The organism is Sphaerisporangium perillae, from assembly GCF_023276435.1.
Taxonomy (GTDB): Bacteria; Actinomycetota; Actinomycetes; order Streptosporangiales; family Streptosporangiaceae; genus Sphaerisporangium; species Sphaerisporangium perillae.
Genome location: NZ_JALLPO010000074.1, coordinates 1 through 25,284 on the forward strand (window position 1 = coordinate 1; position 25,284 = coordinate 25,284).

The 25,284-nt window shown below is 68.5% G+C and carries 25 protein-coding genes and 1 tRNA gene; 15 read left to right on the forward strand and 11 right to left on the reverse strand.

Annotated elements, in window-relative coordinates:
• The 5 genes from MYF83_RS40545 to MYF83_RS40565 all read left to right on the forward strand — a co-directional run.
• The coding region (locus MYF83_RS40545; RefSeq protein ID WP_248966138.1) for an NUDIX hydrolase at nucleotides 1-326 on the forward strand (326 nt) is incomplete at its 5' end.
• 78 nt (nucleotides 327-404) lie between these two features.
• Entirely contained in the window at nucleotides 405-917 is a 513-nt protein-coding gene (locus MYF83_RS40550; protein ID WP_248966139.1) for a hypothetical protein, read from the forward strand.
• Nucleotides 918-1,324: 407 nt separating this feature from the next.
• Entirely contained in the window at nucleotides 1,325-2,104 is a 780-nt protein-coding gene (locus MYF83_RS40555) for a MerR family transcriptional regulator (RefSeq protein WP_248966140.1), read from the forward strand.
• 289 nt (nucleotides 2,105-2,393) lie between these two features.
• Entirely contained in the window at nucleotides 2,394-2,741 is a 348-nt protein-coding gene (locus MYF83_RS40560; protein ID WP_248966141.1) for a hypothetical protein, read from the forward strand.
• Nucleotides 2,742-2,774: 33 nt separating this feature from the next.
• Entirely contained in the window at nucleotides 2,775-3,728 is a 954-nt protein-coding gene (locus MYF83_RS40565; RefSeq protein WP_248966142.1) for a MerR family transcriptional regulator, read from the forward strand.
• A gap of 39 nt (nucleotides 3,729-3,767) precedes the next feature.
• Here MYF83_RS40565 and MYF83_RS40570 read toward each other — a convergent pair whose 3' ends face one another.
• Together MYF83_RS40570 and MYF83_RS40575 are read right to left on the reverse strand one after the other, a co-directional pair.
• The gene (locus MYF83_RS40570; protein WP_248966143.1) at nucleotides 3,768-5,024 is read right to left on the reverse strand and encodes an IS256 family transposase; all 1,257 of its coding nucleotides are present in this window, start codon (nucleotides 5,022-5,024) and stop codon (nucleotides 3,768-3,770) included.
• Between the two features lie 322 nt (nucleotides 5,025-5,346).
• Nucleotides 5,347-6,075: an SDR family oxidoreductase gene (locus MYF83_RS40575; RefSeq protein WP_248966144.1), complete on the reverse strand. Its 729-nt coding sequence runs from the start codon at nucleotides 6,073-6,075 to the stop codon at nucleotides 5,347-5,349.
• 37 nt (nucleotides 6,076-6,112) lie between these two features.
• Between MYF83_RS40575 and MYF83_RS40580 the strand changes: the two genes are divergently transcribed.
• The gene (locus MYF83_RS40580; RefSeq protein WP_248966145.1) at nucleotides 6,113-6,286 is read left to right on the forward strand and encodes a hypothetical protein; all 174 of its coding nucleotides are present in this window, start codon (nucleotides 6,113-6,115) and stop codon (nucleotides 6,284-6,286) included.
• A gap of 10 nt (nucleotides 6,287-6,296) precedes the next feature.
• Here the strand turns inward: MYF83_RS40580 and MYF83_RS40585 are convergent, their stop codons facing one another.
• A complete protein-coding gene (locus tag MYF83_RS40585) occupies nucleotides 6,297-7,697 on the reverse strand; it encodes a hypothetical protein (RefSeq protein WP_248966146.1) in 1,401 nt (466 codons plus the stop codon).
• A gap of 367 nt (nucleotides 7,698-8,064) precedes the next feature.
• Between MYF83_RS40585 and MYF83_RS40590 the strand changes: the two genes are divergently transcribed.
• Entirely contained in the window at nucleotides 8,065-10,242 is a 2,178-nt protein-coding gene (locus MYF83_RS40590; protein WP_248966147.1) for a S9 family peptidase, read from the forward strand.
• Between the two features lie 356 nt (nucleotides 10,243-10,598).
• Nucleotides 10,599-11,645: an endo-1,4-beta-xylanase gene (locus MYF83_RS40595; RefSeq protein ID WP_248966148.1), complete on the forward strand. Its 1,047-nt coding sequence runs from the start codon at nucleotides 10,599-10,601 to the stop codon at nucleotides 11,643-11,645.
• A 106-nt stretch (nucleotides 11,646-11,751) separates the two neighbouring features.
• Here the strand turns inward: MYF83_RS40595 and MYF83_RS40600 are convergent, their stop codons facing one another.
• The 3 genes from MYF83_RS40600 to pobA form a co-directional block, all read right to left on the reverse strand.
• The gene (locus MYF83_RS40600; protein ID WP_248966149.1) at nucleotides 11,752-12,669 is read right to left on the reverse strand and encodes a DUF72 domain-containing protein; all 918 of its coding nucleotides are present in this window, start codon (nucleotides 12,667-12,669) and stop codon (nucleotides 11,752-11,754) included.
• Nucleotides 12,670-12,785: 116 nt separating this feature from the next.
• Entirely contained in the window at nucleotides 12,786-13,616 is an 831-nt protein-coding gene (locus tag MYF83_RS40605; RefSeq protein WP_248966150.1) for an MBL fold metallo-hydrolase, read from the reverse strand.
• A 72-nt stretch (nucleotides 13,617-13,688) separates the two neighbouring features.
• Nucleotides 13,689-14,861, reverse strand: coding sequence for a 4-hydroxybenzoate 3-monooxygenase (gene pobA / locus MYF83_RS40610; RefSeq protein ID WP_248966151.1), 1,173 nt, complete (start codon nucleotides 14,859-14,861; stop codon nucleotides 13,689-13,691).
• Between the two features lie 105 nt (nucleotides 14,862-14,966).
• Between pobA and MYF83_RS40615 the strand changes: the two genes are divergently transcribed.
• Complete coding sequence (locus MYF83_RS40615) at nucleotides 14,967-15,734, forward strand: IclR family transcriptional regulator (protein ID WP_248966152.1); 768 nt, start codon at nucleotides 14,967-14,969, stop codon at nucleotides 15,732-15,734.
• Nucleotides 15,735-15,784: 50 nt separating this feature from the next.
• Here MYF83_RS40615 and MYF83_RS40620 read toward each other — a convergent pair whose 3' ends face one another.
• Nucleotides 15,785-16,762 carry an acetylxylan esterase gene (locus MYF83_RS40620; RefSeq protein WP_248966153.1) on the reverse strand — a complete coding sequence of 326 codons (978 nt, stop codon included), beginning with the start codon at nucleotides 16,760-16,762 and terminating at the stop codon, nucleotides 15,785-15,787.
• A 362-nt stretch (nucleotides 16,763-17,124) separates the two neighbouring features.
• On the opposite strand from MYF83_RS40620, the gene MYF83_RS40625 reads away from it, so the two are divergent.
• Nucleotides 17,125-17,517, forward strand: coding sequence for a DUF3224 domain-containing protein (locus tag MYF83_RS40625; RefSeq protein WP_248966154.1), 393 nt, complete (start codon nucleotides 17,125-17,127; stop codon nucleotides 17,515-17,517).
• Nucleotides 17,518-17,617: 100 nt separating this feature from the next.
• Here the strand turns inward: MYF83_RS40625 and MYF83_RS40630 are convergent, their stop codons facing one another.
• A complete protein-coding gene (locus tag MYF83_RS40630; protein WP_248966155.1) occupies nucleotides 17,618-17,986 on the reverse strand; it encodes a hypothetical protein in 369 nt (122 codons plus the stop codon).
• Between the two features lie 328 nt (nucleotides 17,987-18,314).
• Nucleotides 18,315-19,310: a helix-turn-helix transcriptional regulator gene (locus tag MYF83_RS40635; RefSeq protein ID WP_248966156.1), complete on the reverse strand. Its 996-nt coding sequence runs from the start codon at nucleotides 19,308-19,310 to the stop codon at nucleotides 18,315-18,317.
• 558 nt (nucleotides 19,311-19,868) lie between these two features.
• On the opposite strand from MYF83_RS40635, the gene MYF83_RS40640 reads away from it, so the two are divergent.
• From MYF83_RS40640 to MYF83_RS40650, 3 genes are all read left to right on the forward strand, one after another.
• Nucleotides 19,869-19,988: a DLW-39 family protein gene (locus MYF83_RS40640; RefSeq protein ID WP_211264163.1), complete on the forward strand. Its 120-nt coding sequence runs from the start codon at nucleotides 19,869-19,871 to the stop codon at nucleotides 19,986-19,988.
• A 59-nt stretch (nucleotides 19,989-20,047) separates the two neighbouring features.
• Nucleotides 20,048-20,773, forward strand: a complete 726-nt coding sequence (locus MYF83_RS40645) for an HAD family hydrolase (protein ID WP_248966157.1) — start codon at nucleotides 20,048-20,050, stop codon at nucleotides 20,771-20,773.
• Between the two features lie 15 nt (nucleotides 20,774-20,788).
• Nucleotides 20,789-20,861, forward strand: a tRNA-Ala gene (locus MYF83_RS40650).
• 428 nt (nucleotides 20,862-21,289) lie between these two features.
• On the opposite strand, the gene MYF83_RS43490 is transcribed toward MYF83_RS40650, so the two are convergent.
• Complete coding sequence (locus MYF83_RS43490; RefSeq protein ID WP_308201578.1) at nucleotides 21,290-21,571, reverse strand: ATP-binding protein; 282 nt, start codon at nucleotides 21,569-21,571, stop codon at nucleotides 21,290-21,292.
• Between the two features lie 174 nt (nucleotides 21,572-21,745).
• Nucleotides 21,746-24,343, reverse strand: coding sequence for a rifamycin-inactivating phosphotransferase (gene rph, locus MYF83_RS40660; protein WP_248966158.1), 2,598 nt, complete (start codon nucleotides 24,341-24,343; stop codon nucleotides 21,746-21,748).
• Between the two features lie 385 nt (nucleotides 24,344-24,728).
• On the opposite strand from rph, the gene MYF83_RS40665 reads away from it, so the two are divergent.
• A complete protein-coding gene (locus MYF83_RS40665; protein ID WP_248966159.1) occupies nucleotides 24,729-24,986 on the forward strand; it encodes a hypothetical protein in 258 nt (85 codons plus the stop codon).
• On the forward strand, nucleotides 24,959-25,284 hold a 326-nt coding region (locus MYF83_RS40670), incomplete at its 3' end, for a hypothetical protein (protein ID WP_248966160.1). The genes MYF83_RS40665 and MYF83_RS40670, both read left to right, overlap by 28 nt.

Genomic DNA, 25,284 nt, shown 5'->3' on the forward strand with positions numbered 1-25,284 from the left:
AAGGCATGGACCTCACCGAGTCCGTACCGCAGGCAGCGATCCGCGAGGTCAAAGAGGAGACCGGCTACGACATCGAGATCACCGGCATGGTCGGCCTCTACACCGACGCTCGCCACATCATCGCCTACACCGACGGGGAGGTTCGCCGGCAGTTCAACATCTGCCTCACGGCCCGCATCGTAGGAGGAGCATTGGCGATCAGCGATGAGTCCACGGAGGTTCGGTGGGTGGCGCCCGATGAGCTGGATGATCTGGACATGCATCACACACAACGGCTACGGCTACGTCACTACGCAGAAAGCGGCCCGAGCCCGTACATAGGCTGATTTCCTTGGTCACAGAGAACTGAGGGTTCATAGTATTTCCGCCGGGCAGCTGGTCCAGTGTGAAGCGGGAGACAGGTCATGAGGGCAAGGGAAGTTTTCATCGTTTTGTTCGTCTTTGCCCTCGGTGCGGGTGCTGTTGCCGTAGGGGTGGGGGTGTACGGCCGAGGCGAGTCGTCGGGTGAACGCCGCCCTCTCGCCGCTATCACCAGGCACAGCGTGCCAGACTCCACGAAGTTATGGTTTCCACACTCCCCCAGTGGAAAGGCCAGGAAGTTCACGCGGCGCGCGGATGGCGGGACCTTCGCTTCGCCTCGGGACATCCTGATTGTGGTTAACGACCTGAGAATCAACTGCGAGGAGGTGGTCCACTCCACCGTGAACGAGTTTCATACCGCACGATGCAACACCGGTACCGCACATGTGATGTTCTACACCGTCGATCCGGGGTACAAGTTGCCGCGTTCTCTTACGCAGGATCTCTCCGGTGGTTACCGGGTCCGCGGGCGTAACTGGCTGCTGATCGCCGACGACGACCCGCGGTTCGGCGAGGCCGTGGCGAAACACATCGGCGGTAAGGTCATAAGCAGCTAGTAGACCTGCTTTTTCGCGCTTACGATCTCAGCTCGTCGTCTACGTTGATGATCACCGTGAGTGGGTGACCAACTGGGTGACGATCGTCCCGGACACCGGCAGACGCCTACGGACGATTGGGGATCGTATGCGCAGGTAGGAAAGGGTATCGTCCATGATCCCGGCTCCACCCTGGTTGCCAGGAAGAGGTCCCAGGTTCAAGTCCTGGTAGCCCCACCCAACTCGAAGGCCCCGCATGGATTATCCGTGTGGGGCGTTTTACTGCAGCCACCACTGCAACGGCTACTCATAAAGATCGTTGACCTCGCGAATTGCCCGGGGGCGGGGGGATCGAAGGTCCGCTCCGATCGTGGAAGACGATCCCGGAGTTGGACTCTCCCCTCGGGGCAGACCCCAAGCTAGAGGGCATGGACGGAGATCTACTGCCGATCGGGCAGTTCGCCCGGATCAGCCGCCTCAGCGTCAAGCAGCTGCGCCGCTACGACGAACTGGGGCTGCTGGTGCCCGCCTACGTGGACGAGCAGACCGGCTACCGCTACTACCGGTCGGCGCAGGCCCGCCAAGCTCTATCGATCGGGTTGTTGCGCTCCCTGGACGTGCCGCTCGCGGTCATCGGTCAAGTGCTGTCGGGCACGACGGGCGCCCTGGACGGGGTGCGTGATGACCTGGAGACGGAGCTGGCCAGGCGGCGCCGCACGCTGCGGGCACTGGAACGGGTGATGGCCGAGGGACTCCCGTCGGCGCAGATTCGTCTCGTCACCGAACCGGCGCGCCGAGTCGCGGTGGTCAAAGACAGCGCGGTGGGCCCCGAGGATATCGGCCGGGCCACGTCGGCGGCCATCGCCCGGTTGATGTCCGGGGCGTCCGGCCTCCGCGACAGGCAGCTGATCGGGCTGTTCCCGGTCGACCTGACCGAGCCGACTCCGATCGCGGTCGCCCTGGTCACCAGCGAGCCGGTGCCAGGGGCCGAGCCGGACGTACTCCCAGGCGGTGACTTCGCCTGCGCCACCCACGTCGGCCCCTACGACCAGATCTCGCTCACCAGCCACGCCCTGCTGGGCTGGTGCGCCGAGCAGCGCCGCCAAATCCACGGTCCGCTCCGCGAGGTGTACGTGTCCGATCCCGCCACTACGGCACCCGAACAGCTCGTCACCCACCTATTGATCCCTTTGGAGGAGCAGTCATGACCCCGCAGCTGGTCGACCACGGTCACCTGCCTGAACGTCACCGGGCGGCAGCACCCTTCTCAGGCAGCCGGTAGCCCTCTCTGAGGGTTCGGAGCGCTGAGGACTTCAATCGTTGGTTTGAGGAGTCAACGTGGATGGCCCAGCACCGAAGCGAGGTAGAAGGCTGCCTTAGTCTTCTGGTTCGTCTCACTCAGCAACTCCCGCTTGGTCACCGGCTGCTCGGTCGTGGTTCCAGCGCGGGAGGGGCGGATGGCATGCTGGGAGGCCGGCGATCATTAGGAGCTCAGCGATGACCCACCCTTTCGGCACGCAGCCCGCGCCCCGGCACACCCCTCTCAGCGCGGAGGAGAAGGCCCGGAGCGAGGCGAACTTCGCCCCCTTCGTCGCCCAGCAGCTCGCCGCCAACGGACGGTTCAGGGTCAGCGCCGACACGCAGGAGATGGTCGAGCTCTTCCAGGCGGTCGCCCGCAGGGTGGGCGAGATGCTCCAGCGGCCTGTGGTCAGCTACGCCAACGGCAGGTACATGGTGATCACCTTCGGCCAGGAGGAGGCCCCGGTCTCACTGGTGGAGGCACCCGCTCAGCGAGTAATTGTCAAGACCCGTGGATTGGCAACCCAGCGGGGAGACTGGGGTTGAGTCTCCCGTAGGGGGAGGCGCGAGAGTGCGGGCATGGACGGCGACACGCTCTTCACGATCGGTGACCTGGCCCGGCGGACCGGGCTGACGGTCAAGACCATCCGGTTCTACTCCGACACCGGGATCGTGCCGCCGACAGACCGCAGCCCGGCTGGCTACCGGCTCTACGACATCGGCGCGCTCACACGTCTGGATCTGGTGCGCACCCTGCGTGACCTGGGCCTCGACCTTGCCGTCATCCGGCAGGTGCTGGACCGGGAGGTCTCGGTGCCCGAGGTCGCGGCCGCGCACGCCGATGCCCTGGAGGTGCAGATCCGCACTCTGCGACTGCGGCGCGCTGTGCTGCGCGCGGTGGCCAAACGCGGCTCCAGCCCCGAGGAGATGGACCTCATGCACAAGCTCGCCAAGCTTTCCGACGACGAACGCCGACGCCTGATCACCGACTTCATCGACGACACGTTCGGTGGGCTCGACGCCAACGCCGACTTCGTCGACATGATGCGCTCGGCCATGCCCGAACTGCCGGACGACCCCGAACCCGAGCAGGTCGACGCCTGGGTGGAACTCGCCGAGCTCACCCAGGATCCCGACTTCCGCGCCGCCGTGCGCCGCATGGCGGAGTACCAGGCGGCCGAGCGCGCCCGAGGCGACCGCACCGGCTTGCACCACGATCTCACCGAGACCGTTCGGGACAGCGTCGGCCGCGCGCTCGATGCCGGCATCGGTGCGGCCTCGGCCGAGGCCGCACCGATCATCGACGCCCTCACCGCCCGCTACGCGCAGACCTTCAGCCGCGCCGACGACGCCGACTTGCGCCAATGGCTGCTGACCCGCCTGGAGATCGCCGGCGACCCCCGCGCGGAACGCTACTGGCACCTGCTGGCCGTGATCAACGGATGGCCCGTCCCGCCCAGCCTGGCGCCGGTGTTCACGTGGTTCGCACAAGCCTTGCGCGCCCGCACTGGGCAGCAGTCCCGCGTGGAGTAGTCCCGCGTCTGGCGGCCAGCCCGGTCCTCGCGGCTTTGATCAGGCCGCGAGGGTCTCGGGGCGTTCGACAAGGCGGCCGGCCTCGAAGCGGGCTCCGGTGCGGACGAGGGCGACGAGGTGGGGTGCGTTCACCGCGCGCCACCGCTGTTGGGCGGACTCGACGAGTTTGAAGACCATGGCCAGGGCAGCGGTGCGGGAGCCGGCACCGCGGGTGACCTTGGTCCGCAGCCGGACGGTGGAAAAGGTCGATTCGATGGGGTTCGTGGTCCGCAGGTGGATCCAGTGCTCGGCCGGGAAGTCGTAGAACGCCAGCAGTTGGTCCTGGTCGTCGGTGATCTTCTTGACGGCCTTGGGGAACTTCGCGCCGTAGAGCTTGGCGAAGGTTTTGATCGCCTGTGCCGCGTGGTCGCGGTCCTCGGCGTTGTAGATGTCCTGGATGGCCTTCTTCGCGCCCGGCTGCGCGGACTTCGGCATGGAGTCGAGGACATTGGCTGTCTTGTGAACCCAGCACCTCTGCTCGCGGGTTTCGGGGAACACCTCGGCCAGGGCCTTCCAGAAGCCCAGGGCGCCGTCCCCGACCGCGAGCACCGGGGCGCGCATGCCCCGGCGGGCGCAGTCGCGCATCAGATCAGCCCACGACTCACCGGATTCGCGGTAGCCGTCCTTTAGCGCGACCAGCTCCTTGGAGCCGTCGGCGCGGACCCCGATGAGCACGAGGACGCAGGCTTTGGCCTCCTCCAGGCGGACGTTGAGGTGGATGCCGTCGGCCCACACGTACACGTAGTCGACGTCAGACAGGTCGCGGTCCATGAAGGCGGCGTGGTCGGCCTGCCACTGCTGGGTCAGCCGGGTGACCGTCGCCGGGGAGAGCCCGGCGGAGGAGCCGAGGAATTGCTCCAGAGCTGGCACGAAGTCGCCGGAGGACAGGCCGTGCAGGTAGAGCAGCGGCAGCACCTCGCTGATCTTCGGCGACTTGCGGCACCACGGCGGCAGGATCGCGGACGAGAACCGCTTGCGCTCGCCGGTGGCCTCGTCGACGCGCTTGTCGTTCACCCGCGGCGCCTTCACCTCGACCGCGCCGGCCGCGGTGGTGACCTGCCGGGGCTGGTGATAGCCGTTGCGGACCACCAGGCGGCGCCCCTTGTCGTCGCGCTCATCGGCCAACTCGGCTATGTGTGCGTTGACTTCGGCCTCCAGCGCGGCGGCCAGCATCCGCCGTGCGCCGTCCCGGACAATCTCATCCAGCAGCGAACTGCCGCTTGGCGTGGTGTCGTCCTGGTTGACTACCGTAAGCACGGGCGTGCCTTCCCGGCCGACGCGGCAACGTCGGCCTTGCTCGATGACCTATCGATCGATCCATCGGGAAGGTACGCCTCCCTTCCGCCAGGAGTGATCCACAGGTATTGAGCATTGCTCCCGCTCAGCACAGGAGTGACCGCCGGGCGTGGCCGGCGACGGCTGCTCACAGAGATCGTTGACCTTGCGAATCGCTTCCTGGCTCTCCTCGGCGCCGTGTAATGGTGACGTCGGGTATTGGAACTGTCCGAATGCCTCTGGTCCGGAGCCTCCGGTGTGCGACCCGGGAGCCGACGTCAGCCTTGCTTGAGTATGCGAGCGCTCAGACCTGTTCGAAGTGGAATGCCTTGATGAAGCAGTCACGGGGCTGGGTGACTGCGAAGAGGATGCACTCCACGAGCGACTGTGCGGTGAGGGCGTCCTTGGCCTCCCGTGGCGTGGACTTCCACTCCTCAGAGAGGGGGTCGGTGTTGTCGAAGTCGGGCGGGTAGAGCGATATCACCCGGACTCCCTGGGGCCGCAGGCGCTTGGAGAGAATCTCGGTGAACCCGGCTTGGGCGCTCTTGGCTGCATAGAAGGCGTCGTGCGCGTCCGAGCGGTGATGTCCGGCCGTTCCGCAGGCAGAGACCATCGTCACCACATCCGGCTTGTCCGAGTTGAGCAGGAGAGGGAGGAAGTTCTTCACGGTCAGGACCGTGCCCGTTGCGCCGGATGCGATGGTGTCGACGACATCGGCGTCGGAGGCTGACTGGAGGTCCGGCCCTTCGAGGTAGCGCGAGCCGTTGTTGATCAGGATGTCGACGCGGTCGGTGTGCTGGGTGACGCCGGACGCGAAGTCGCGGATTGAGGCGGGATCCGTCAGGTTGCAGGCATAGGCGTGGACCTGCCGATGGCCTCGGTCGCGGATCTCATCGCGGACACGCTCAGCGGCAGCGAGGCTGCGTGCGGACAGGAAGACCTCCGCGCCGAGGTCTGCGAGCCGGATGGCCAGAGTTCGCCCGAAGTCGCGGCCGGCAGCAGTGATGACAACGCGATGGTCGTCGAATCTCATGGTTTCGCTCCTTGTTCGTGGACCGGCTGTTGTTGCGGTGAAGTGCGTCGGCTGCGACCAGCGCGTCCAGGACTTCCTCGACTCCGAACGCGCGGACTGGTACAACCACGTCAACCTCACCGTGCACCGCGACGGCGGCCACTTCATCCCCTGGGAGATCCCCGACGGCTGGGTCGCCGACCTGCGTCGCACCTTCCGCGGCCGACGCTGAAGTCGCGGACTCATCTGTAGACGGTCGGCGTCTTCTCCTTGCCGGGAAATACCATGATCAGTAGTTGTACGGTGCCGTCCGGGGCGTCGGGGTTCTGGCGGACGAGCTCGCGGCCTCGCAGGTGGACCCGGACCCGGTAGGACCCCGGGCCGGCAGAGGTGAGACCAGATAGCGGTTTTCCCTGGCCGTCGAAGAGGGTCAGCGAACCGCTCGGGCTCTCGTAGCCGACTTCGACCACCTCCTCCCAGCTCTTGGTCTCTAGCGGCGGGCGCCTGGTGTAGGACTCGACGGTCACGCAGGCGTGCCCGATCTCGTCGGCCGCCCAGATCTCAAGAGCCCCCCGCTCGCTTCCGACCAGCTCCTCCACCAGGTCGGGGGTGGTTCCCTCGTATCCTTCGTCCCATCCTTGGATCGTCCAGAACTCGGTCCACATGGTGGCCCGTTTCTGCCGCACCGGCCTGATCTTCGGCCGGTGTGCCGGATGTGCCGCGCAGGCCTGCTCCTTCTTGGCGAGGTACGCGTCCTCTTCCTCTTGCCTCCGCTCGGCCTCGATCTCCTGCGCCCGGGCCACCTCGGGGCACAGGCTTGCCAGCGCCCTGGCCAAGGACGCCTGCGGCGCCTCGCGTACGACTGGTGCGTTGACGTCGCCCGCGTGCTGCGCGGCCAGGCCGCACAGGTGGTGTCCCTGGGCCAGTACCTCCCCGTCAGGAGCCTTGTTCCCCCCCTCGACACCCCCTTCGTCGTAGTTGTCGAAGGAGTAGCCGCAGACCTCGCACAGGAAGTCCTTCTCCCCCTTGCTCAGGCCCCTGACCGTGCCGTGACCGAATCCGGCGCAGTCGAGTTCCCGTTCGCCGCTCACCCTGCTCGGAGGGGCGGACTCCGCCGCGAGCAGGAGGGTCGCCGTGACCGTCAGGACGGCGAACGCCGTACGGGCGCGGGGGCCTCGCCGGACGAACGCCCGCCGGGGGGAGCGTGCGGCGAACAGCACCAGGAGCGGGGTTGCCAGGAGGTAGAGGTCCATGCCTACGCTCCAGTTGACCAGGTCCGGCGGCCCCCACGAGTCCATGCATTCCGGGCCGAGCGCCGAGTCGAGTGAGACCAGGAGGAGTTCAGGGAGGTGGAGGAGAAGCAGCGCCGCGGCGGCGGAGCGAGCGATGATCCCGCCGAGCCTGTCGCGCCCGCTCCGGAGGCTCAGGTACCGGCCTGCGAGGCCCAAGACGATCAGCGGTGCGCCGCCGTACCAGAAGAGAGGGAGGTCGACGACCACGCGTTCCGGATATTCGATCAGGTCGTTGATCCGGTTTCCCGCACATGAGCCCCAGGACATCCACGCGTAGCTCCGGCCGCTGTGGTGGCCGCGCAGGAGCGATTCGACCCTGGAGTAGAGGTCGGGACCCAGCGCGGTCAGCAACGCCGCCGCCCGGAGAACCCATGATCGTCGGGGCAGGACAGCGAAGACTACCTATAACCACATAGCGGGATAGGTGCATACGAAAACGGCAGCCAGTGACCATCGTCCGCCGTGTCGTGGCGGCGGCCGGAGCGGAGGCAGGCGGCGGCCGGGCGGTGGCCGCGTTCCGGCCGGTCTCCACCGGTCTGCGGCAAGATCGATGCTCCCTCTCGATGCGAAGGATGTGGGATAATTCCGACTACGAGTAAAGCTGACACGAAAGGCCGCTATCCGTTCGGATAGCGGCCTTTCTGTTTCCCGGTGTCCGGTCGTCCGACCAGATCAGCTCCCAGGGCGCTTCCCGCGCGTCCGAGACGAAGAAAGAAGCATGACCATGTCCTCACTGCCCCGCCAGCTCGCCCGTACCCGGCGCTTCACGCTCGGCGCTCCCGGCCGGATCACCGTGTCACCGGACGGCGGCACGGTCTTCTTCCTGCGAACCCGGGCCGGGGACGACCCCGTCTCCTGCCTGTGGGCACTGGATCGCGCGACCGGGGAGGAACGACTCCTGGTGGACCCGCTGGACCTTCTGGCCGGCGCGGCCGAGGAGCTGTCCGCGGAGGAGCGGACGCGGCGCGAGCGCGCCCGCGAGCTGTCCTCCGGCATCGTGGACTACGCCGCCGACGGAGCTTGCGAGGTGCTGGCCTTCGCGCTCTCCGGTCAGCTGTGGACGGTCCGCCCGTCGGACGGCCTGGTACACCGGCTGCCCGCGGCAGAGCCGGTGATCGACCCCCGCCCGGACCCGGCGGGACGGCGGATCGCCTACGTCAGCGGCGGCGCCCTGCGTGTCATCGAGGCCGATGGCGACCGCGACCGGGTGGTGACCGCGCCGGACGGTCCCGAGGTGGGCTTCGGGCTGCCCGAGCATGTGGCCGCCGAGTCGATGGGGCGCCACCGCGGTCACTGGTGGGCGCCGGACGGGCGCCGCGTGCTGGTGGCCAGGGTGGACACCGCTCCCGTCCAGCGCTGGTACTTCGCCGATCCGTCTGACCCGGCCCAGCCGCCGGTGAGCGTCGCCTACCCCGCCGCCGGCTCCGCCAACGCCGAGGTGACCCTGTGGATCGCCGATGTGGACGGCGCGCAGGACGGCGCGCTCACCCCGGTGGACTGGGACACCAAGGCGTTCGAGTACCTGACCGGCGCCGGCTGGGACGGCTTCGGGCCCTACGCCGCCGTGCAGAGCCGCGACCAGCGGCACGTCCACGTCCTCGGCATCGACGCCGCCACCGGCGCCACCGAGGTGCTGGCGGAGCAGCAGGACGACGCCTGGGTGGAGCTGGTTCCCGGACTGCCGGCACGCACCGCGGCGGGCGTCCTGCTGACCAGCGCCGACCAGGACGACACGCGGCGGCTGCTGGCCGCAGGGCGGCCCGTCACCCCGCCCGGCCTGCAGCTGGACGCCGTCCTCGCGGTGGACGGCGAGACGGTGCTGTTCGCCGCGTCCGAGGAACCGACGGAGATGCACCTGTGGGCCTACGATCCCGCGTCGGGTCTGCGGCGGCTGAGCGAGGAGCCGGGCGTGCACAGCGGTACGCGGCGGGCCGGCACCACCGTCCTGGTCTCCCACACCCTGGACCGTCCCGGCACCCGCACCACCATCCGGCGCGATGGCGGCGGGAGCGGTGGGGGCCTCGCCGGGGGCGGGAGCGGTGGGGGCCTCGCCGGCGGTGAGGGGCGCGGGCCTGTGGTGATCGCCTCGCACGCGGAGCAGCCGGTGCTGGAGCTCCGGGTGGAGATGCTCTCCCTCGGCCCCCGCGCGCTGCGCGGCGCTCTGTTCCTCCCCTCCTGGCACCGTCCCGGAGACGGTCCGCTGCCGGTGCTGATGGACCCCTACGCCGGGCCGGCGATGCGCAAGGTGACCGCCGAGCAGGCATGGTGGACGTACGTCTCGCAGTGGTTCGCCGAGCAGGGCTTCGCGGTGCTGGCCGTGGACGGCAGGGGGACCCCGGGACGGGGGCCGTCCTGGGAGCGGTCGATCCATCTCGACTTCGCGGGGCCGGCGCTGGAGGACCAGGTGGAGGGGCTTCAGGAGGCCGCCGCGCGCAACCCTTCGCTCGACCTCACCCGGGTGGCCGTCCGGGGCTGGTCCTTCGGCGGGTTCCTCGCCGCTCTCGCTGTGCTGCGCCGTCCTGACGTCTTCCACGCCGCCGTGGCGGGTGCTCCGGTCACCGACCAGCGCCTGTACGACACGCACTGGCGCGAGCGCCACCTCGGCCACCCGGACGAGCATCCGGAGGCCTACGATCGCTGCTCGCCGATCCTGGAGGCCGCGTCGCTGACCCGGCCGCTGCTGCTCGTGCACGGGCTGGCCGACGACAACGTGGTGGCGGCGCACACGCTGCGGTTCTCGGCCGCGCTCCTGGCGGCGGGCCGGCCGCACGAGGTGCTGCCGCTGCCCCGGGTGACCCATCTGCCCTCCGAGGAGGCGGTGGCGGAGAACCTCCTGCTGCACCAGCTGGACTTCCTACGCCGCGCGCTGGGGTTGCCCCGGGAAGCGACGCGCTGAGGGCGGGCTCAGCCGACAGGGTCCTGGCGACCTCCCTCGTGCGGATGGCGCGAGGTCGCGGACCACTCCCTTGCCTGGCTGGCCCGCCAAGGCTTCCCCGGCCACACCGCCTCGGGCCCGGCCGTCCAGTGACCGCCGTCCAGTGACCGCCGTCCGCTGATCGGTCGTCTGGAGACGGCGCGGAACCGGCCGTTCGGAGCGTTGACGACCTTCAGACCGTTGACGCAGGCCCTCGTTACATCTACGTTTCATGACACGAAACATTCGGCGATCGTCTGAAAGTTTCGGCGACTTCTGTCGCGACCGTCATTCGGGGGACTACAAGATCGTCATCGAAGACCACGAGTGAGGCATCCATGAAACGTCTCCTGCTGGGACTGGTCGCCACCGCGCTAGCGGTGGCCCTGCCTCTACCGGCGTACGCCGGAGGCAAGACCCCGGACGACCTGCGCGAACTGTCGCAAAAGCTCAAGGTGTACATGGGCTCCGCCGTCGACGTCACCGCCCTCGCCGGCGAGGCCGACTACCGCAAGGTGCTCAACCGGGAATTCACCCACGTCACCGCCGAGAACGCGATGAAGTGGGAGTCGGTCGAGCCCCAGCGCGGCGTGTACACCTGGGACGGCGCCGACGCGGTGGTCAAGAACGCGCAGCGCAACCGGCAGAACGTACGCGGGCACACCCTCGTCTGGCACAACCAGCTCCCCGCCTGGCTCACCGCGGGCGTCGCCGACGGCAGCATCGACGCCAAGGCGCTGCGCAAGATCCTGCGCGAGCACATCATGACCGAGGTCGGCCGGTACCGCGGCAAGATCCGCGCCTGGGACGTGGTCAACGAGATCGTGGACGACGACGGCAACCGGCGCCAGAGCATCTGGCTCACCAACCTCGGCCCCGACTACATCGCCGACGCCTTCCGCTGGGCCCACCAGGCCGACCCGCACGCCAAGCTCTACCTCAACGACTACAACCTGGAGTGGAACACTGCCAAGATCAATACCACGCTCAACATCATCAAGGACCTCAAGGCGAAGCGTGTGCCGATCAACGGCATCGGCTTCCAGGGACACCTGGGCATCCAGTACGACTATCCGGGCGACTTCCCCAACGTCATGCGCCAGTTCACCGATCTCGGCCTGGAGGCGGCGATCACCGAGGCCGACGTGCGCATGGTGCTGCCGGTGACGCCGGAGAAGCTCGCCACCCAGGCCGACTACTACCAGCGGATGCTGTCCACCTGCGTCGACAACGGGCACTGCGTCGAGTTCACCGTCTGGGGCTACACCGACCGCCACTCGTGGGTCCCCGGCTGGTTCGACGGTGAAGGCTCCGCCTGCGTCATGGACGAGAACCTCGCACCCAAGCCCGCCTACAAGGCTCTGCTCTCCGTCCGCAGGAAGTAGCGCCGGCAGCCCGGACCCCGGCGGCCGCGCCGTCCCCCGCGGCCGCCGGGGTCCGTCCTCACGCGGCCGAGGTCCGTCGTCGACGGAGGGATGGATGCGGCCGCCGTCACTCGGCGGCCACGGGTGGTGGCCGGACCGGGCAGGCCGGCATGGTCCGCAGCAGGCCCGCGAGCTGCCGCGCGTTGGTCTGGGCGTAGTCCCGGTAGCAGTTGTTCATCAGGACGTGCGTGCTGGACGTCTCGCCGGCGAGCTCGCACAGCTTCGGCACCCAGTCCTTCAGCTCCTCGGCGGAGTAGAGGTAGCCGAATCGCTCGTGGATATCGTGGCTGGTCCACTTGTCGCTGCGGCCGTGGAACCGCACGATCTCCAGGTCGGACGTGGCCGCGACGACCGGCGGTATCGAGCACGGGTAGCCCTGCGGCATGTCCAGGCAGACGTACGGGATGGCGTACGAGCGGAGGAAGTCCAGGGTCTCCGCCTGGTTCTCCTCGGTCATCCAGGTCCGGTTGCGGAACTCCACCGAGATGCGCAGCGGCTCGCAGCGGCGCTTGCACTCCAGGATGTACTGCTTGTTGCGCCTGCTGATCGGAAACCATCGCGGGAACTGGAAGAGCACCGCCCCGATCTTGTCCGCGTCCCGCATCGGGAGCAGCGCGGACACGAACCGCTCCCAGACCTGCTCCACGACGGCGGGGTCCAGGTCCTGCAGGTACAGATTCTTCTTACCCGTGTCCGTGCTGGGCCGCAGGTCCTTCGGCAGGGCCGCCGGCCGGGTGGGGTGGCCGGTGAGCAGCGAGAACGCCTTGACGTCGAAGACGAAGCCAGGCGGGGTGCGCTCCGTCCACAGCCGCGCCGTCTCCTCGGTGGGCGGCGCGTAGTACGTCGCGTCGACCTCCACCAGAGGGAACCGGCTCGCGTAGAACCGCAGCCGCTCCTCGGCCGACGTGACGTCCGGCGGATACCAGCCGGACGCCAGCAGTGTCTTGTCCGTCCACGAGGCCGTGCCGACCAGGATCTCCCCCATACCCCACCATAGGCAGACGGCGTACGACGGGCTGGGCGAGGCTCAGCCATCCAGCCATCCAGCCATCCAGCCATCCAGCCGTCCGGTTGGTTCAGCTGTCCGGTTGGTTCAGCCGTTCAGCGGCGCTGCTGGCCGGCTCTCCGGCCGAGGACGTGGTAGGTCTCGCCGCGGGCGATGGAGTGGACCCGGTCCGCCAGGCCGAGGCGGTTGATGTGGTGGCGGAAGTCGTCGAGCCCCGAGGTGAACGCCTCGTAGTCGTCATAGTGGACCGGCAGGGTGTGGTCGGCGCCGATCAGTTCGACCCAGTGTGCGCCCTGCATCCCGTCCATGGTGACGAGCAGCGTTCTGAGCAGCTTGGTGCCGCCCAGGTGGACGATCGCGAGGTCGATGTCGGGGAAGCGCCGGGGGATCGCCGCGAGGCGGTCGTCCAGCAGCGTGTCCCCGCTGATGTGCAGGCGCAGGTCGACCGTGCCGTCGTCGCGGCCGAACTCCAGCATGCTCCCCATGACGGGAGGCAGGAACCTCTGTGCAGCCCCCGGCGCGTGACGGGCCGGGAGCGCGGTGATCTTGAGGTTGTGGCCGTCGCGGAGCATCGTGCGGTCCTGCCAGGTCTCCAGGCTCATCGCGTTCCCGAAGCCCTGGCGCCTGAGTCGCTCGGCGGCGTGCGGTGTGGTGAAGATCGGCAGCCGCTTGTCCAGTGCGTGTTTCGCCACGCGGTCCCAGTGGTCGCCGTGCATGTGGGACAGCACGATGGCGTCGATGGCCGGAAGCCCGCCGACCTCGATCGCCGGATCGGTGCGACGGCGTGTGCTGAGGCCCCAGCCGAGATAGGCGCGTTGGCCGCGGTGCAGAAAGTTCGGGTCGGTCAGCAGTGTGAAGCCGTGACAGCGGATCAGCGTGGTGGCGTTCCCTATGAAGTACACGCTCGCTTCGGCCGGATCAGGCATGTCGATCCCCCGTTCCCTGATATTTCAGGTTATGCACAGGGGTGGGGATCACGGCGACGGGGGGGCGGGCGGCTACTCCAGCGATCCGTAGGGCAGCCCGACGTAGTTCTCCGCCAGCGTGGCCGCCGCCGCCTCCGAGGAGGTCACGTAGTCCAGGTAGGACAGCTGCAGCCGGTGACCGTAGGCGTCGTCGGAGTCGAAGGTGTGCAGCAGCGTCGTCATCCACCACGAGAAGTGCTGCGCCCGCCACACCCTCTTCAGGCACGCCTTCGAGTACCCGTCCAGCAGCTCGCCGGAGCCGGTCCCGTACCAGTGCGCGAGGGCCTCGGTCAGCAGCCGTACGTCGGCCACCGCCAGGTTGAGGCCCTTCGCCCCCGTCGGCGGCACGATGTGCGCGGCGTCCCCGGCGAGGAACAGCCGGCCGTACTGCATGGGCTCGGCCACGAAGCTCCGCATGGGCGTGACGCCCTTCTCGAGGATCTCCCCGGTGGCCAGGACGAACCCGGGGACGGTCTCCAGGCGTGCCCTCAGCTCCGCCCAGATGCGGTCGTCGGGCCATGCGGCGATGTCCTCGTCCGGCGCGACCTGCAGGTAGAACCGGCTGATCTCGGAGGAGCGCATGCTGTGCAGGGCGAACCCCCGGCTCGTACGCGCGTAGATCAGTTCCTCGGCCGACGGCTTCACCCTGGCGAGGATGCCGAGCCACGCGAAGGGATACTCGCGCTCGTACTCCGTCAGCACCCCCTCCGGGATCGACGGCCGCGACACGCCGTGGAAGCCGTCACACCCGGCGATGAAGTCGCAGTCGAGCCGCTCGCCGCCGAAGGTGACGTACGGCCGGTCGGTGTCGATGGCGTGGAGGGCCACGTCGTCCACCTCGAACCTGAGGTCTCCTCCGCCGGCGAGGCGCGCCGCGATCAGGTCCTTGACGACCTCCTGCTGGCCGTAGACGGTGATGGCCCGTCCGGGGACGAGCTTCTCGAAGGCGATGCGATGCCCCGCCCCGCCGTATCTCAGCTCGATCCCCTGGTGGGGAAGCCCCTCGCGCCGCAGCCTGTCGCCCACGCCTGCGGCGATGAGAGTGTCGACCGTTCCCTGTTCCAGCACCCCCGCCCGTACCCGCTTCTCCGCGTGGTCCCGGCTGCGGCGCTCGAGCACCACCGACTCGATGCCTCGCAACTGGAGGAGATGGGACAGCAGAAGGCCCGCGGGCCCGGCACCGATGATCCCGACCTGAGTACGCATAGCACCAAAGCATCCTGCGGCAGGGGACACCGCACGAGTCTGTGCTTTCACTCAGTGGAAGAAGTGCCAGAATACCCACAGCTTGTGGACAACCAGGGAGGGTGCGTGGCAGGAGGATCCCGCGAGCCGGGGCGTTCGGTCACCTCCCGGGTCCTCGCCATCCTGGACGCCTTCGACGCCGACCACCCCCAGCTGACCCTGACCGACATCTCCCGCCGCAGCGGCGTGGCGCTCGCCACCGCCCACCGGCTCGTCCGCGAACTGGAGGCTTCGCAGATGCTCGGCCGCGACGGCGAGGGCCGCCTCCACATCGGCCGCCGGCTCTGGGAGCTCGGCGAGCTCGCACCGCGCCGCCTGCTCGAAGTCGCCCATCCCTGGGTGCAGGAACTGTTCGTCACCACGGGGGAGAACGTCCACCTGGCCGTCCGCGACGGGATGGAGGTGCTCTACCTGCACAAGGTGTACGGGCGCCGCGCCGTGCCCATCGTGTCCCGCATCGGGGGGCGCCTGCCCATGCATCCGACCGGCGTCGGCAAGGTGCTGCTCGCGTACGAGGCCGAGTGGTTCATCACCTCCTACCTCGGGAGGAAGCTGGAGAGGCCGACCCCGCACACCATCACCGAGCCGGGACGGCTCGCCCGCGAGCTGGCGGCCGTACGCGCCCAGGGATACGCGTTCACCCACGAGGAGATGACGCTGGGGTCGTGCTCGGCCGCCGCGCCGATCGTCGTCGACGGCAGGCCGATCGCCGCCGTCGGGGTCGTCGTCTCCTCCCACCGGGCACGCGAGCTACCTCGGCTGGTCGAGCCGCTGCTCGCCGGAGCACGGCAGATCGCCCGCGAGTACGGCCGGCCCTCTCGCACTGTTCCCTGACGTCCGGTTCGTCCTCGTCGGGTGAGGTCCTGTCGCGTCAGGAGAACCCGTCAGGCCACGGAGAACAGCCGCCGCAGGTGGCGGAGCTGCGTGTCGCGCTGCCGGCTGCCGCCGCCCTCATGGCCGTTCCACGGCCACACCGTGATCTCCTTGGGCCCGGCCCAGTGGTTGTAGGCCGCGAAGACCGTGGACGGCGGGCAGACCAGATCCATCAGCGCCACCGAGTAAAGGGCCGGCACCCGGCCGCGGGCGGCGAAGTTCATCCCGTCGAAGTACGACAAGGTGCGGAAGACCTGCTCCTCGCTGTCGCGGATGGACGCGAGAAACCGCACGATCTCCTGGTAGGGGTCCCGATCGGTGATCTCGACGGCTCGCCGGAAGTGCGTCAGGAACGGCACGTCGATCAGCGCGGCCTTGACCTTCGGCTGCAGGGCCGCGGTGGCCTGGGCGATGCCGCCTCCCTGGCTGCCTCCCGCGACCGCGATCCTGTCGGCGTCCACGGCCGGGTGGGCGGCGGCGACGTCCACCGCGCGCACGGCGTCGGTGAAGACCCGCCGGTAGTAGTACTGCTCGGGGTCGAGGATCCCCTTGGTCATCATGCCGGGCGCCTGCGGGTGGTCACCGCCGTGCGGGTCCCCGGTGCTCCCGGGGCTCGAGATGTTCGAGCCGCCCTGCCCGCGCGTGTCGACGACCAGCGTCGCGAAACCGGCGGCCGGCCAGATCGCGTGGTCGATGGGAAGCCCCCGCCCGCCGCTGTAACCGATGTACTGCACCACACAAGGCACCTCGGTGGCGCCCTCCGGAACCAGCATCCACGCCCTGATCGGATCGCCGCCCCACCCGGCGAACGTGGTGTCGTACACGCGCACGCCGGTCATCGGCGCGTCGTAGTCGGCGAAGTCCGGAGCCAGGTCGTGGCCGGCGGCCTCCTCGATGGTCTGCTTCCAGAAGGCATCGAAGTCAGCGGGTTCGTCGCGCTCCGGGCGGTACTCACGCAGCCGGTCCAGGGGGAAGTCGAACAGGGCCATTTACCTCTCCAGGGGTGTTGAGGTCACCGGTCGAGCGCGCCGCTCGATGCGCGCAGGTTGGCGGGATACGCCGCGATCGCATGGTATCGGCGGGCATCATGCCGGTCGGTGTCCGGGGCGGCGCACCGGCCTGGATCAGGCCGGTGTCGCCGTGGGCGACGGCCAGTGCGCCGGCGATCGAGTGCTTCGCCTGCTCGGCACGTCGGTCGGCGTCTCGCGGGTGAAGCCACTCGACAGAAGCGAGCCGAGGATCGCGAATCCAGCGGTCCGTGCCTGGATGGTGAGAGAGATGCCATACCTGACGGCAGGTGTCAGGTACGCGGAGCACAGTGAAGGTCTCACGAACCCGCAAGGAGGTCACTGTGCCACGTGCGAACGGCACCTTCGATATCGACGGCTGGGAGCCCGAGACCCTCGACGAGCGCGAGGGGGCGACGCTGTCCCGGGTACACGTCACCAAGACCTTCAAGGGCGACCTGGAGGGGAACAGCACCGCCGAGCTCATCACCGCCATGGCGCAGGTGGAGGGATCGGCGGCATACGTCGGATTCGAACGCTTCACCGGCGCCCTCCATGGGCGCAAGGGGACCTTCGTGCTGCACCACACCGCCACCGGCTCCGGTGGCGAGCAGTCGTTGAGCTGGACGATCCTCCCCGACTCCGGTACCGGCGAACTGCGCGGCATCCGCGGCGAAGGGCAGATCATCAACGAGGACGGCGCCCACTCGTACATCCTCGACTACGAGCAGGCCTGACGCCCGGGTGTGCGGTGCTCGCCTCTGGCCCGCACGGTGAGAACCGGCAACGGCTCTGGCCGGGCGTGGGCCCCGCCAGAGCCGGAAGCGCAGGCGGTGATCAGCTCACGTTGGCGCAGACCACGTAGACGCTGATCCCCACCGTGCTGTTGGCGTTCTGGCGGCCGAGCCCGATCCAGCCGGTCGCGTCGTCGGTGGGAAAGGAGCCGACCAGGATGGCGTCGTTACCCTGCGCCTCGGCGCCGCCGCCGATCGCCCTCTTGCCGCTCGGGCACCTGACCGTACGGCGCGTGAAGTTGGGGACATTGGCGTTGGGCAGCTTGAAGACCTGGTAACCGCCGAAGTCCGCCGTCGTGATGGGTCGTGGAGGCGTCGTGTCGGCGTGGGACGCCGGCGCCGCCACCACCGCCACGCCCCCACCGCTGATCACCGCGGTCAGTGCGAGAGTCGTAAGCCACTTGGCCTGCATCTGTCCTCCTTGGGTAATACCCGTCCACCCCGGGGCGAGCCCTCGGGTGGTCCCCGGCGGGCGTGCCACCGGAGCGGGAAGCGCTCATTTCGTCGCTCACAGTAACGATCATCAACGGAGAGTGTCCACGGCCGGTGTGAGCCCGTGTCGTATCGCTTAGGGAGGCCCGGCACGGGCCTTTCGGTCATGTACCGGTACGGAAGCCGGGCGCGGCCGGCCGGGCACGCCGGCCGACATTCGTCAGGCCGTCCGGTGGAACAGTCCGAAGGTCAGCGGAACGACAGCCCAGCGGACAGGTTGTCGGCGGAGGGATGGCGGCGGACGAGCCTCAGCGGACCAGGTTCAGCTTCGCGGACAGGTAAAGGCCGGCGAGCTCGCGTGCCGTGGTCTCCAGGCGCTCGCGCAGCTCGTACGGCTCCAGCACCTCGACCATCCCGCCGAGCTTCATGAACTCGGTATGCGCGTGCTCGAGCGACTCGATCGGGACCACGGCGCGCACCCAGCCGTCCGCGTCCGGGACGCTCGCGGTCCTCTCCAGGGCCTCGACCACGGCCGAACTCATGATCTCGCGCACACGCGTCCGGCCGGGCGGCGACAGCCGTACGGTCGCCTCTCCCTGGTAGAGGCGGCTGCGGAAGTCCATCACGTACGAGCGCCAGTACTTGGCGAGGTCGAAGTCGGCGGGCCGCTCGAACCTCTCGTCCAGGACCGTCATGTCGATGACCTGGTGAACACGGTACGTGCGGATGTGCTCGCCGCTGCCCGCCACGAGGTACCACTTCCCGCCCTTCAGGACGATGGCGTACGGGTCCAGGATCCGCGTGACGTCCGTCGGCTCCTTCCAGCGGCGGTAGCACATTTGGATGCGGCGCTCGTTCCACACCGCGTCGGCGATCGTGGCGAGATGTGGCGTCTGGTCGCCGTCGTAGTACCAGCCGTGGGCGTCCAGATGGAAGCGTTCCTGGACGCGCACCGCCCGGTCACGCAACTCCGCGGGAAGCGCCGCGTGGAGCTTGAGCTGCGCCGCCGTCACCACCCCCCGGAGGCCGAGCTCCGCCGCGGGCCCCGGCATCCCGGCGAGGAACAGCGACTCCGCCTCGTCGGCGGTCAGCCCGGTCAGCCGCGTGCGGTACCCGTCCAGCAGCCGGTAGCCCCCGGCCGGCCCCGCGTCGCCGTACAGCGGCACGCCCGCCGCGTGCAGCGACTCGACATCACGGTAGATGGTGCGTACGGACACCTCCAGCGCGTCCGCGAGCTGGCGGGCGGTCATCAGGCCACGGGTCTGGAGGAGCATAAGGAGGGACAGCAGCCGGCTCGCGCGCATAGCGCTGACAATACGTGTCAGCGTGCCCGCTCTACGGTCCGAGACCCCACCGGCCGCCCTCACCGTCCCGCACCGCGCGAGGGACGCCGCGTCCGACCTCTCGGCCTACCTCGCCGAAGTGCCGCCCGATGGCACGGTGGGCCGCGCCCGACCACCGCGGCGACACGCCGCCCGCCGGGGACATTTCCACATCAACGAGCAGCCCCTGAGCGGCGAGTACTCCCGCTCCCGAACGACCCGCCGTCCGACTCCTGAACGGCCGATCCCTCCGGCCTCTGAACGGCCGATCGCCTCGGCTCCTGGACGCCCGCCCTGGAGCGGGGCATCCTGGCCTTGTACGGAGTAACCCCTGATCACACCCTTGGTCGGCTCTTACCTAAAGGGCCGATGCTCGTTACGGATGCCACGAACAAGGCTCCGTATCGGAAGATTGTGGACAACCGCTTCTCCCGCGACCGAGGGAGGAAGCTAATCCCTTGCTAGGCTGCAAGCATCTGTTAGGAACCCGGCGTTGTCTCATCCCCGGCTGATGAGACCGTTGAGAAGTGGGGTTACACCGTGAAGAAGCTGCTCGTTCTCGCGCTCGTTGCCCTTGGGGGGCTACTGGTCTGGCGCAAGGTGCAGGCTGACCGCGCCGAGCTCGATCTGTGGACTGAGGCGACCGGCAGCGAGAACTGACCACCCCGGCAGCCGATGCGGGTGCGTAAATGGTTTTGGATCAAGGCGGAGGTGATGGCATGACCAGCGCCTCACCCATCAAGCTTGCCTGCCTCGATCTGGCCGGCACCACGATCGGTGACATAGCCATGGTGGAGCGGGCGTTCGCCGAGGCGATCGCCACGCAGGGCATAGTCCCCGGGACCGGGGCATATGCGCGGGCCATGGTGCACGTGCATCGGTCCCGGGGATGTCCCAAGATCGAGGTCTTCCGGGGCATCTTCCCCGGCAACGAGGCGCAGGCACAGGCGGCGAACCTCACGTTCGAGCGTTCCTACGAGGACGCGATCGACCGAGCCGGCCTCCTCCCTGTCCCCGGCACCGTCGAGGCACTCGAGAAGCTGCGCGCCGCCGGCATCAAGATCTGCATCATCACCGGCTTCAGCCGGAACACCCTGGGCCGGGTGCTGAGCGTCGTCGGCTGGATGGACAAGGTCGACCTCGCCCTCTGCCCCGAGGACGCCGGCCGCGGCCGCCCCTGGCCCGACATGGTGCTCACCGCCCTCCTGCGACTGCGCATCGGCGACGTCCGCGAGGTCGCGGTCGCGGGCGACTCCGAGAGCGACATGCTCTGCGGCAGCCGCGCGGGCGCCTCCATCGTGGCCGGGGTCCTGACCGGAGTCCACAGCCGCGAACGCCTCCTCCGAGGCGGCGCGACCAAGATCATCGACTCCATCGCCGACTTCCCCAGCCTCGTCCTCGACAGCGACCCCGCCAAGGCAGCAGTGGCCACGTCATCCCGGTAGGCTGTCCTCCATCAAGGGGCCTTAGCTCAGTTGGCAGAGCGCCTGCTTTGCAAGCAGGAAGTCAGGGGTTCGAATCCCCTAGGCTCCACCCAGCTCAAAGGCCACCTCCCATGATCGGGAAGTGGCCTCTTTTGATGCGTACAGCAGCGAAATACAGCAACGGCAACCGTCGACCTCATACGTACGGGCCCGTGCCGGCCATCCGCCATGACGGTACGGACCGCTGTACGGCGCGACGTTGCTGGGCTCAAGCCGCCTCCCCGCTGACACGGGACCATCCCAGTAGGGACGCGTACACCGCTGTCATCAGGGCTGCCGCCGACCGGCTACCGATCGAGACACGAAGATCCTTCGTACGCTCATCACGCACCACTCTGCCCTTCTTGTCTCGCTTTCGATCTTGCTTGAAGGTGTACGAGACGCGAGGGAGAACTATGCAGACCAGCAACACGAACATGTCGATCAGCGCGGGAGTCGAGTTCAACCCAGCACCACCGACGATCAGCCTACGCCCGATCAGCCAGAGTCCCGAACCTTCTTATGGATGATCCAGGGTACCTGCAAGATCGCGGTCCGACGTGTGGTCTGACGGCCGGCCCGTCGGCGGCCCCGCTTGGCCGCGTAGTGAAGATGTCGATGTGGTCTTTGATGGCTGCCCTCGCCGAACACCTCTCCCCAGCGTCCGAACGGTTTGTTGCTGGTGACGATCAGACTGGCCCGCTCGTAACGGCTGGAGACCAGTTGGAAGAACAGGTTGGCGGCCTGGTGCTCGAAGGGGACGTAGCCGACCTCGTCCACTGCTCTGGCCAGCGGTCTCCGCCCAGCGTGGCCAGCTCGCGCTGCTAGAACATCGGCCAGATCAGTGCATCGCACGTCGCGCGGGTCGCGGCAGATCCGGATGCCGAGCAGGTCAGTGCCGCTTGGAAAATATGTGCTTGGCAAGGCAGACGGGCCTTCTCGGTGCGTGGTCAGTCAAGGCAGAATCTCGACGTACCCGTCGCTTCCGTGCACGCGGATCCGCTGCCCATCGGGAATCAGCCGGGTGGCATCTACCACACTGACGACAGCCGGCAGGCCGTACTCCCGTGCGATCACTGCGCCGTGTGTCATCAATCCTCCGACCTCCGTCACCAGGCCTGTGATGGCGACGAAGAGAGGCGTCCAGCTCGGGTCCGTGTGGGCCGTGACGAGGATGTCACCCGGTTCGAGATCAGCCTGGGCCATGTCCAGGATGACGCGGGCGCGCCCTTCGATGGTCCCGGCGGAGACCGGTAGGCCGATCAGGGCGCCGGTCGGCACGTCGTCGCGTCGGTACGCCCCGGCGATGGCCTCGCCGTCAGATGTGAGCACCCGGGGCGGCGTGAGCGCGTGGTACGACCGGAACGCGTCCTTGCGCTGCTGGATTAGCTTGTCATCCACCTGGTCCGAGCGCACGACGTCGTGGAGCTCCTGGAACGTGAGGTAGAAGACGTCCTCCTTCTCGGGGAGCACGTTGGCCTGCACGAGGCGCTCGGCCTCTTCCAGCAAGGCCTGCTTGTAGACGAAGTAGCGGCTGACGACGCCGTACTTCGGGTACTCCCGGTAGCCGATGAAGGTCCGGACCCGGTCGATCATCCGCTTGGTCTCGTCGGCCTTCTGCTCCCCGTCCGGCAGTGCCCGCAGGCGTTCGAGCACCTCCTGCGCCTTCTTCTGCGCCTTCTGCCGTCCTTGCTCGAAGCGCCGCTTGGCGGCGCCCGGCTCGAAGTTCCTGACGTTGTCGAGGATCACGGGCACGAGTGTGGTGGGGCGTTCGCGCCAACGCGGCCTCGTGATGTCGATCTCGCCGACGCAGCGCATCCCGTACCGGTCGAGGTAGGCCTCGATGGCGTGGCGCGCTTCGGTCCCGCCCGCGCGCTTCGGCAGCTCGTCCAGGAAGCCGTCGTCCTCGACGCCCTGCAGGAACGCCACCACCTCCGGGTGCGGGCGGATCACGTCGGCGACGTCGAGCAGCGCCAGTCCCATCTCCGACGTGACGTTGCCGGGGGCGGACAGCGTGAGGGTGTCGGCCGCGTTCTTCTCGCCCAGCCATTCCCGCAGCTGGTCGTTGAGCCACCAGGTGGCCTCCATCCCCGCCATGATCGCCTGCATGCTCAATGGATCACTGAGGACTCGCTTGTGCTCCTGGAAGGCCTCCAGCAGGAAGTCGAACAGCTCCGGTCCGGTCTTCGTCCGGATGTCGCGCCGCAGGGCGGCGATGGACGCCTGGCTGCGCTCGATCAGCTCGGTGACGATGGCCGGATCGGTCTCGATCGGGGCGGACGCGCCGCCGACCGGCGGCCCGCCGGGACCGCCGTCCGGGAGCGTCGGGACGAAGTCGTGGCGGTCGAGGACGGTCTCCAGCGCGTCCCTGGTCAGCGGATCGGACCTCCCCGCCATCTCCAGGAGGCCGGCGCGGCTCGCGGGCGAGGCCAGGGGCCGGGTGGCGTCGACGAACAGCCGCCCGCCGGCCTCGTGCATCGGCGCCATGGCCGTCAGCTGCCACACGGAGAGCCCCAGTGGCTTCATGGGGTCGGTCATCATCTGCTGATGACCAACGGAGACGTAGACGTGGTTCTCCCGGTCGCGGGCCGCGGGGATGGGGAACAGGGTGGTGATCGGCCGGCTCTGCACGATCTGGAAGTCATCGTCGACCAGGCACCATTCGATGTCCTGCGGGCGGCCGAAATGCGCTTCGATCCGCCGGCCGAGCTGCACGAGCCGCACGACCTGCGCATCCGTCAGCGCTGGCTGCTCCTGCCGCTGCGGGTCGATCGCCACTTCCTGCGTCCCGCCCGCCGGCAGGGCGTGAACGGCACGCTGTTTGGCGGCGACCGCCCTGGTGACGACCTCGCCGTCTCGCACCTTGTAGACGTCCGGGTTCACCAGGCCGGAAACCAGGGCCTCGCCGAGGCCGAAGCTGGCGTCCACGGTGGCGACCTTCCGGTTGCCCGTGACGGGCTCGGCCGTGAACAGGATGCCGGCCGCATCCGGGAAGACCATCTGCTGCACGACCACGGCCATGTGGACCGTACGGTGGTCGATGCCGTTCCGCAGGCGGTAGGTCACGGCCCGCTCGGTGAACAGCGACGCCCAGCACCGGCTGACGTGCTGGAGGATCGCCGCCGGACCAACGACGTTCAGGTACGTGTCCTGCTGGCCGGCGAAGGATGCCGTCGGCAGGTCCTCTGCCGTCGCGCTGGATCGCACGGCGTAGGCGGCGTGCTCGCCGAGCTGGGCGAGCGCGCGGGTGATCGCCGCCGCCAGATCGCCCGGGATGGCAATCTCTTCGATGGTCCGGCGGATCTCCGCGCTGAGCGTGCGGATCGCCTCCCGGTCATCCGGGTTCAGGCGCGACAGCTGATCGAGCCGATCGTCGATCGGCGGCGCTTGCGCCATGATCCGCCGGAAGGCGGCCGTCGTCACGCAAAACCCAGCCGGCACGCGGATGCCTTCGATCCGCGACAGCCCGCCCAGGTGCGCGGCCTTGCCGCCAACGACCGCGACCTGCGTCTGGTCAACTTCTTGAAGATCCAACACGTACTGCTCGATCATTGCGATACCTCCGAGGCAGCCGTGCTCCGTTGCACTGCACTGGCCGATCGAATCACCGGCGCCTCGAGCTGTGTCGAACCTCTTGTTGGGCACGTCCTCATGTCTGGTTGGCTTCCCTCTGACGAGTCGGCCGGCCGCTGCGCCCGGTCGGGCGGCGCGCACCCCCGCACCTCCGCACCTCCGCGTCAAGCGCGCGCAACTGCACCGCCAATCTCATCAGCGGTTCGAGGTCGCCGCGTCCCCCGTACATCGACAACACACCCACGTCGTGCCCCCCATTTCCTCGTCGGTGCTGTGTCCGGCCGCCGATTATGCGGCAAGATCCGGCTCTTGCCGCAAGCCCCCCAGTGCGCTATAACCTGAAAATGCAAGGAGCGGGACTTCCTTGCCATTGCCTTTTGTCGTCCGCCGCGGGCTGAGATCCTTCGACCGCCTGGAGCGTGCCGGGTACCTCCGGCGGGTGCCGGACCCCCACGACCGCCGCAGCGCCCTGGCACTCTCAGACGCCGGTGGCCACGGCCGCGTCGCCCGGGTGGGCTTGGCCAGCGCGATCGTCGGTCAGCTCATCATCGCCGCGGCCGAGGTGATCTGGCCGAGCAACCGGACCTCGGCGACGTGCTGTTCAGTGTCTCCCCGATCCTGACCGGGGCCGGCCTGGTCACCGCCGGCGTGGCCATCATCCGCGCGGGAGTCTGGGCCCGGCCGTCCCGGTTCCTGCCGCTCACGCTCGGCCTGTACACCATCCTCGTGCTGATCCCGGTGATGATCGCCTCGGGCGGCCCGCCAGCGCCGCTGGCGCTTTGGACCATCGGGGGACCTTGCTGGCTAACTCGCGACACGCAGGCAACGGTTCGTGATCTGGGCCGTTGTGTCCAGGATCATGCGGTGCGCGGCCGTAGCTCGCCCCTACATCGGCTGCGGATGGAGTATGTCCGGTGTCA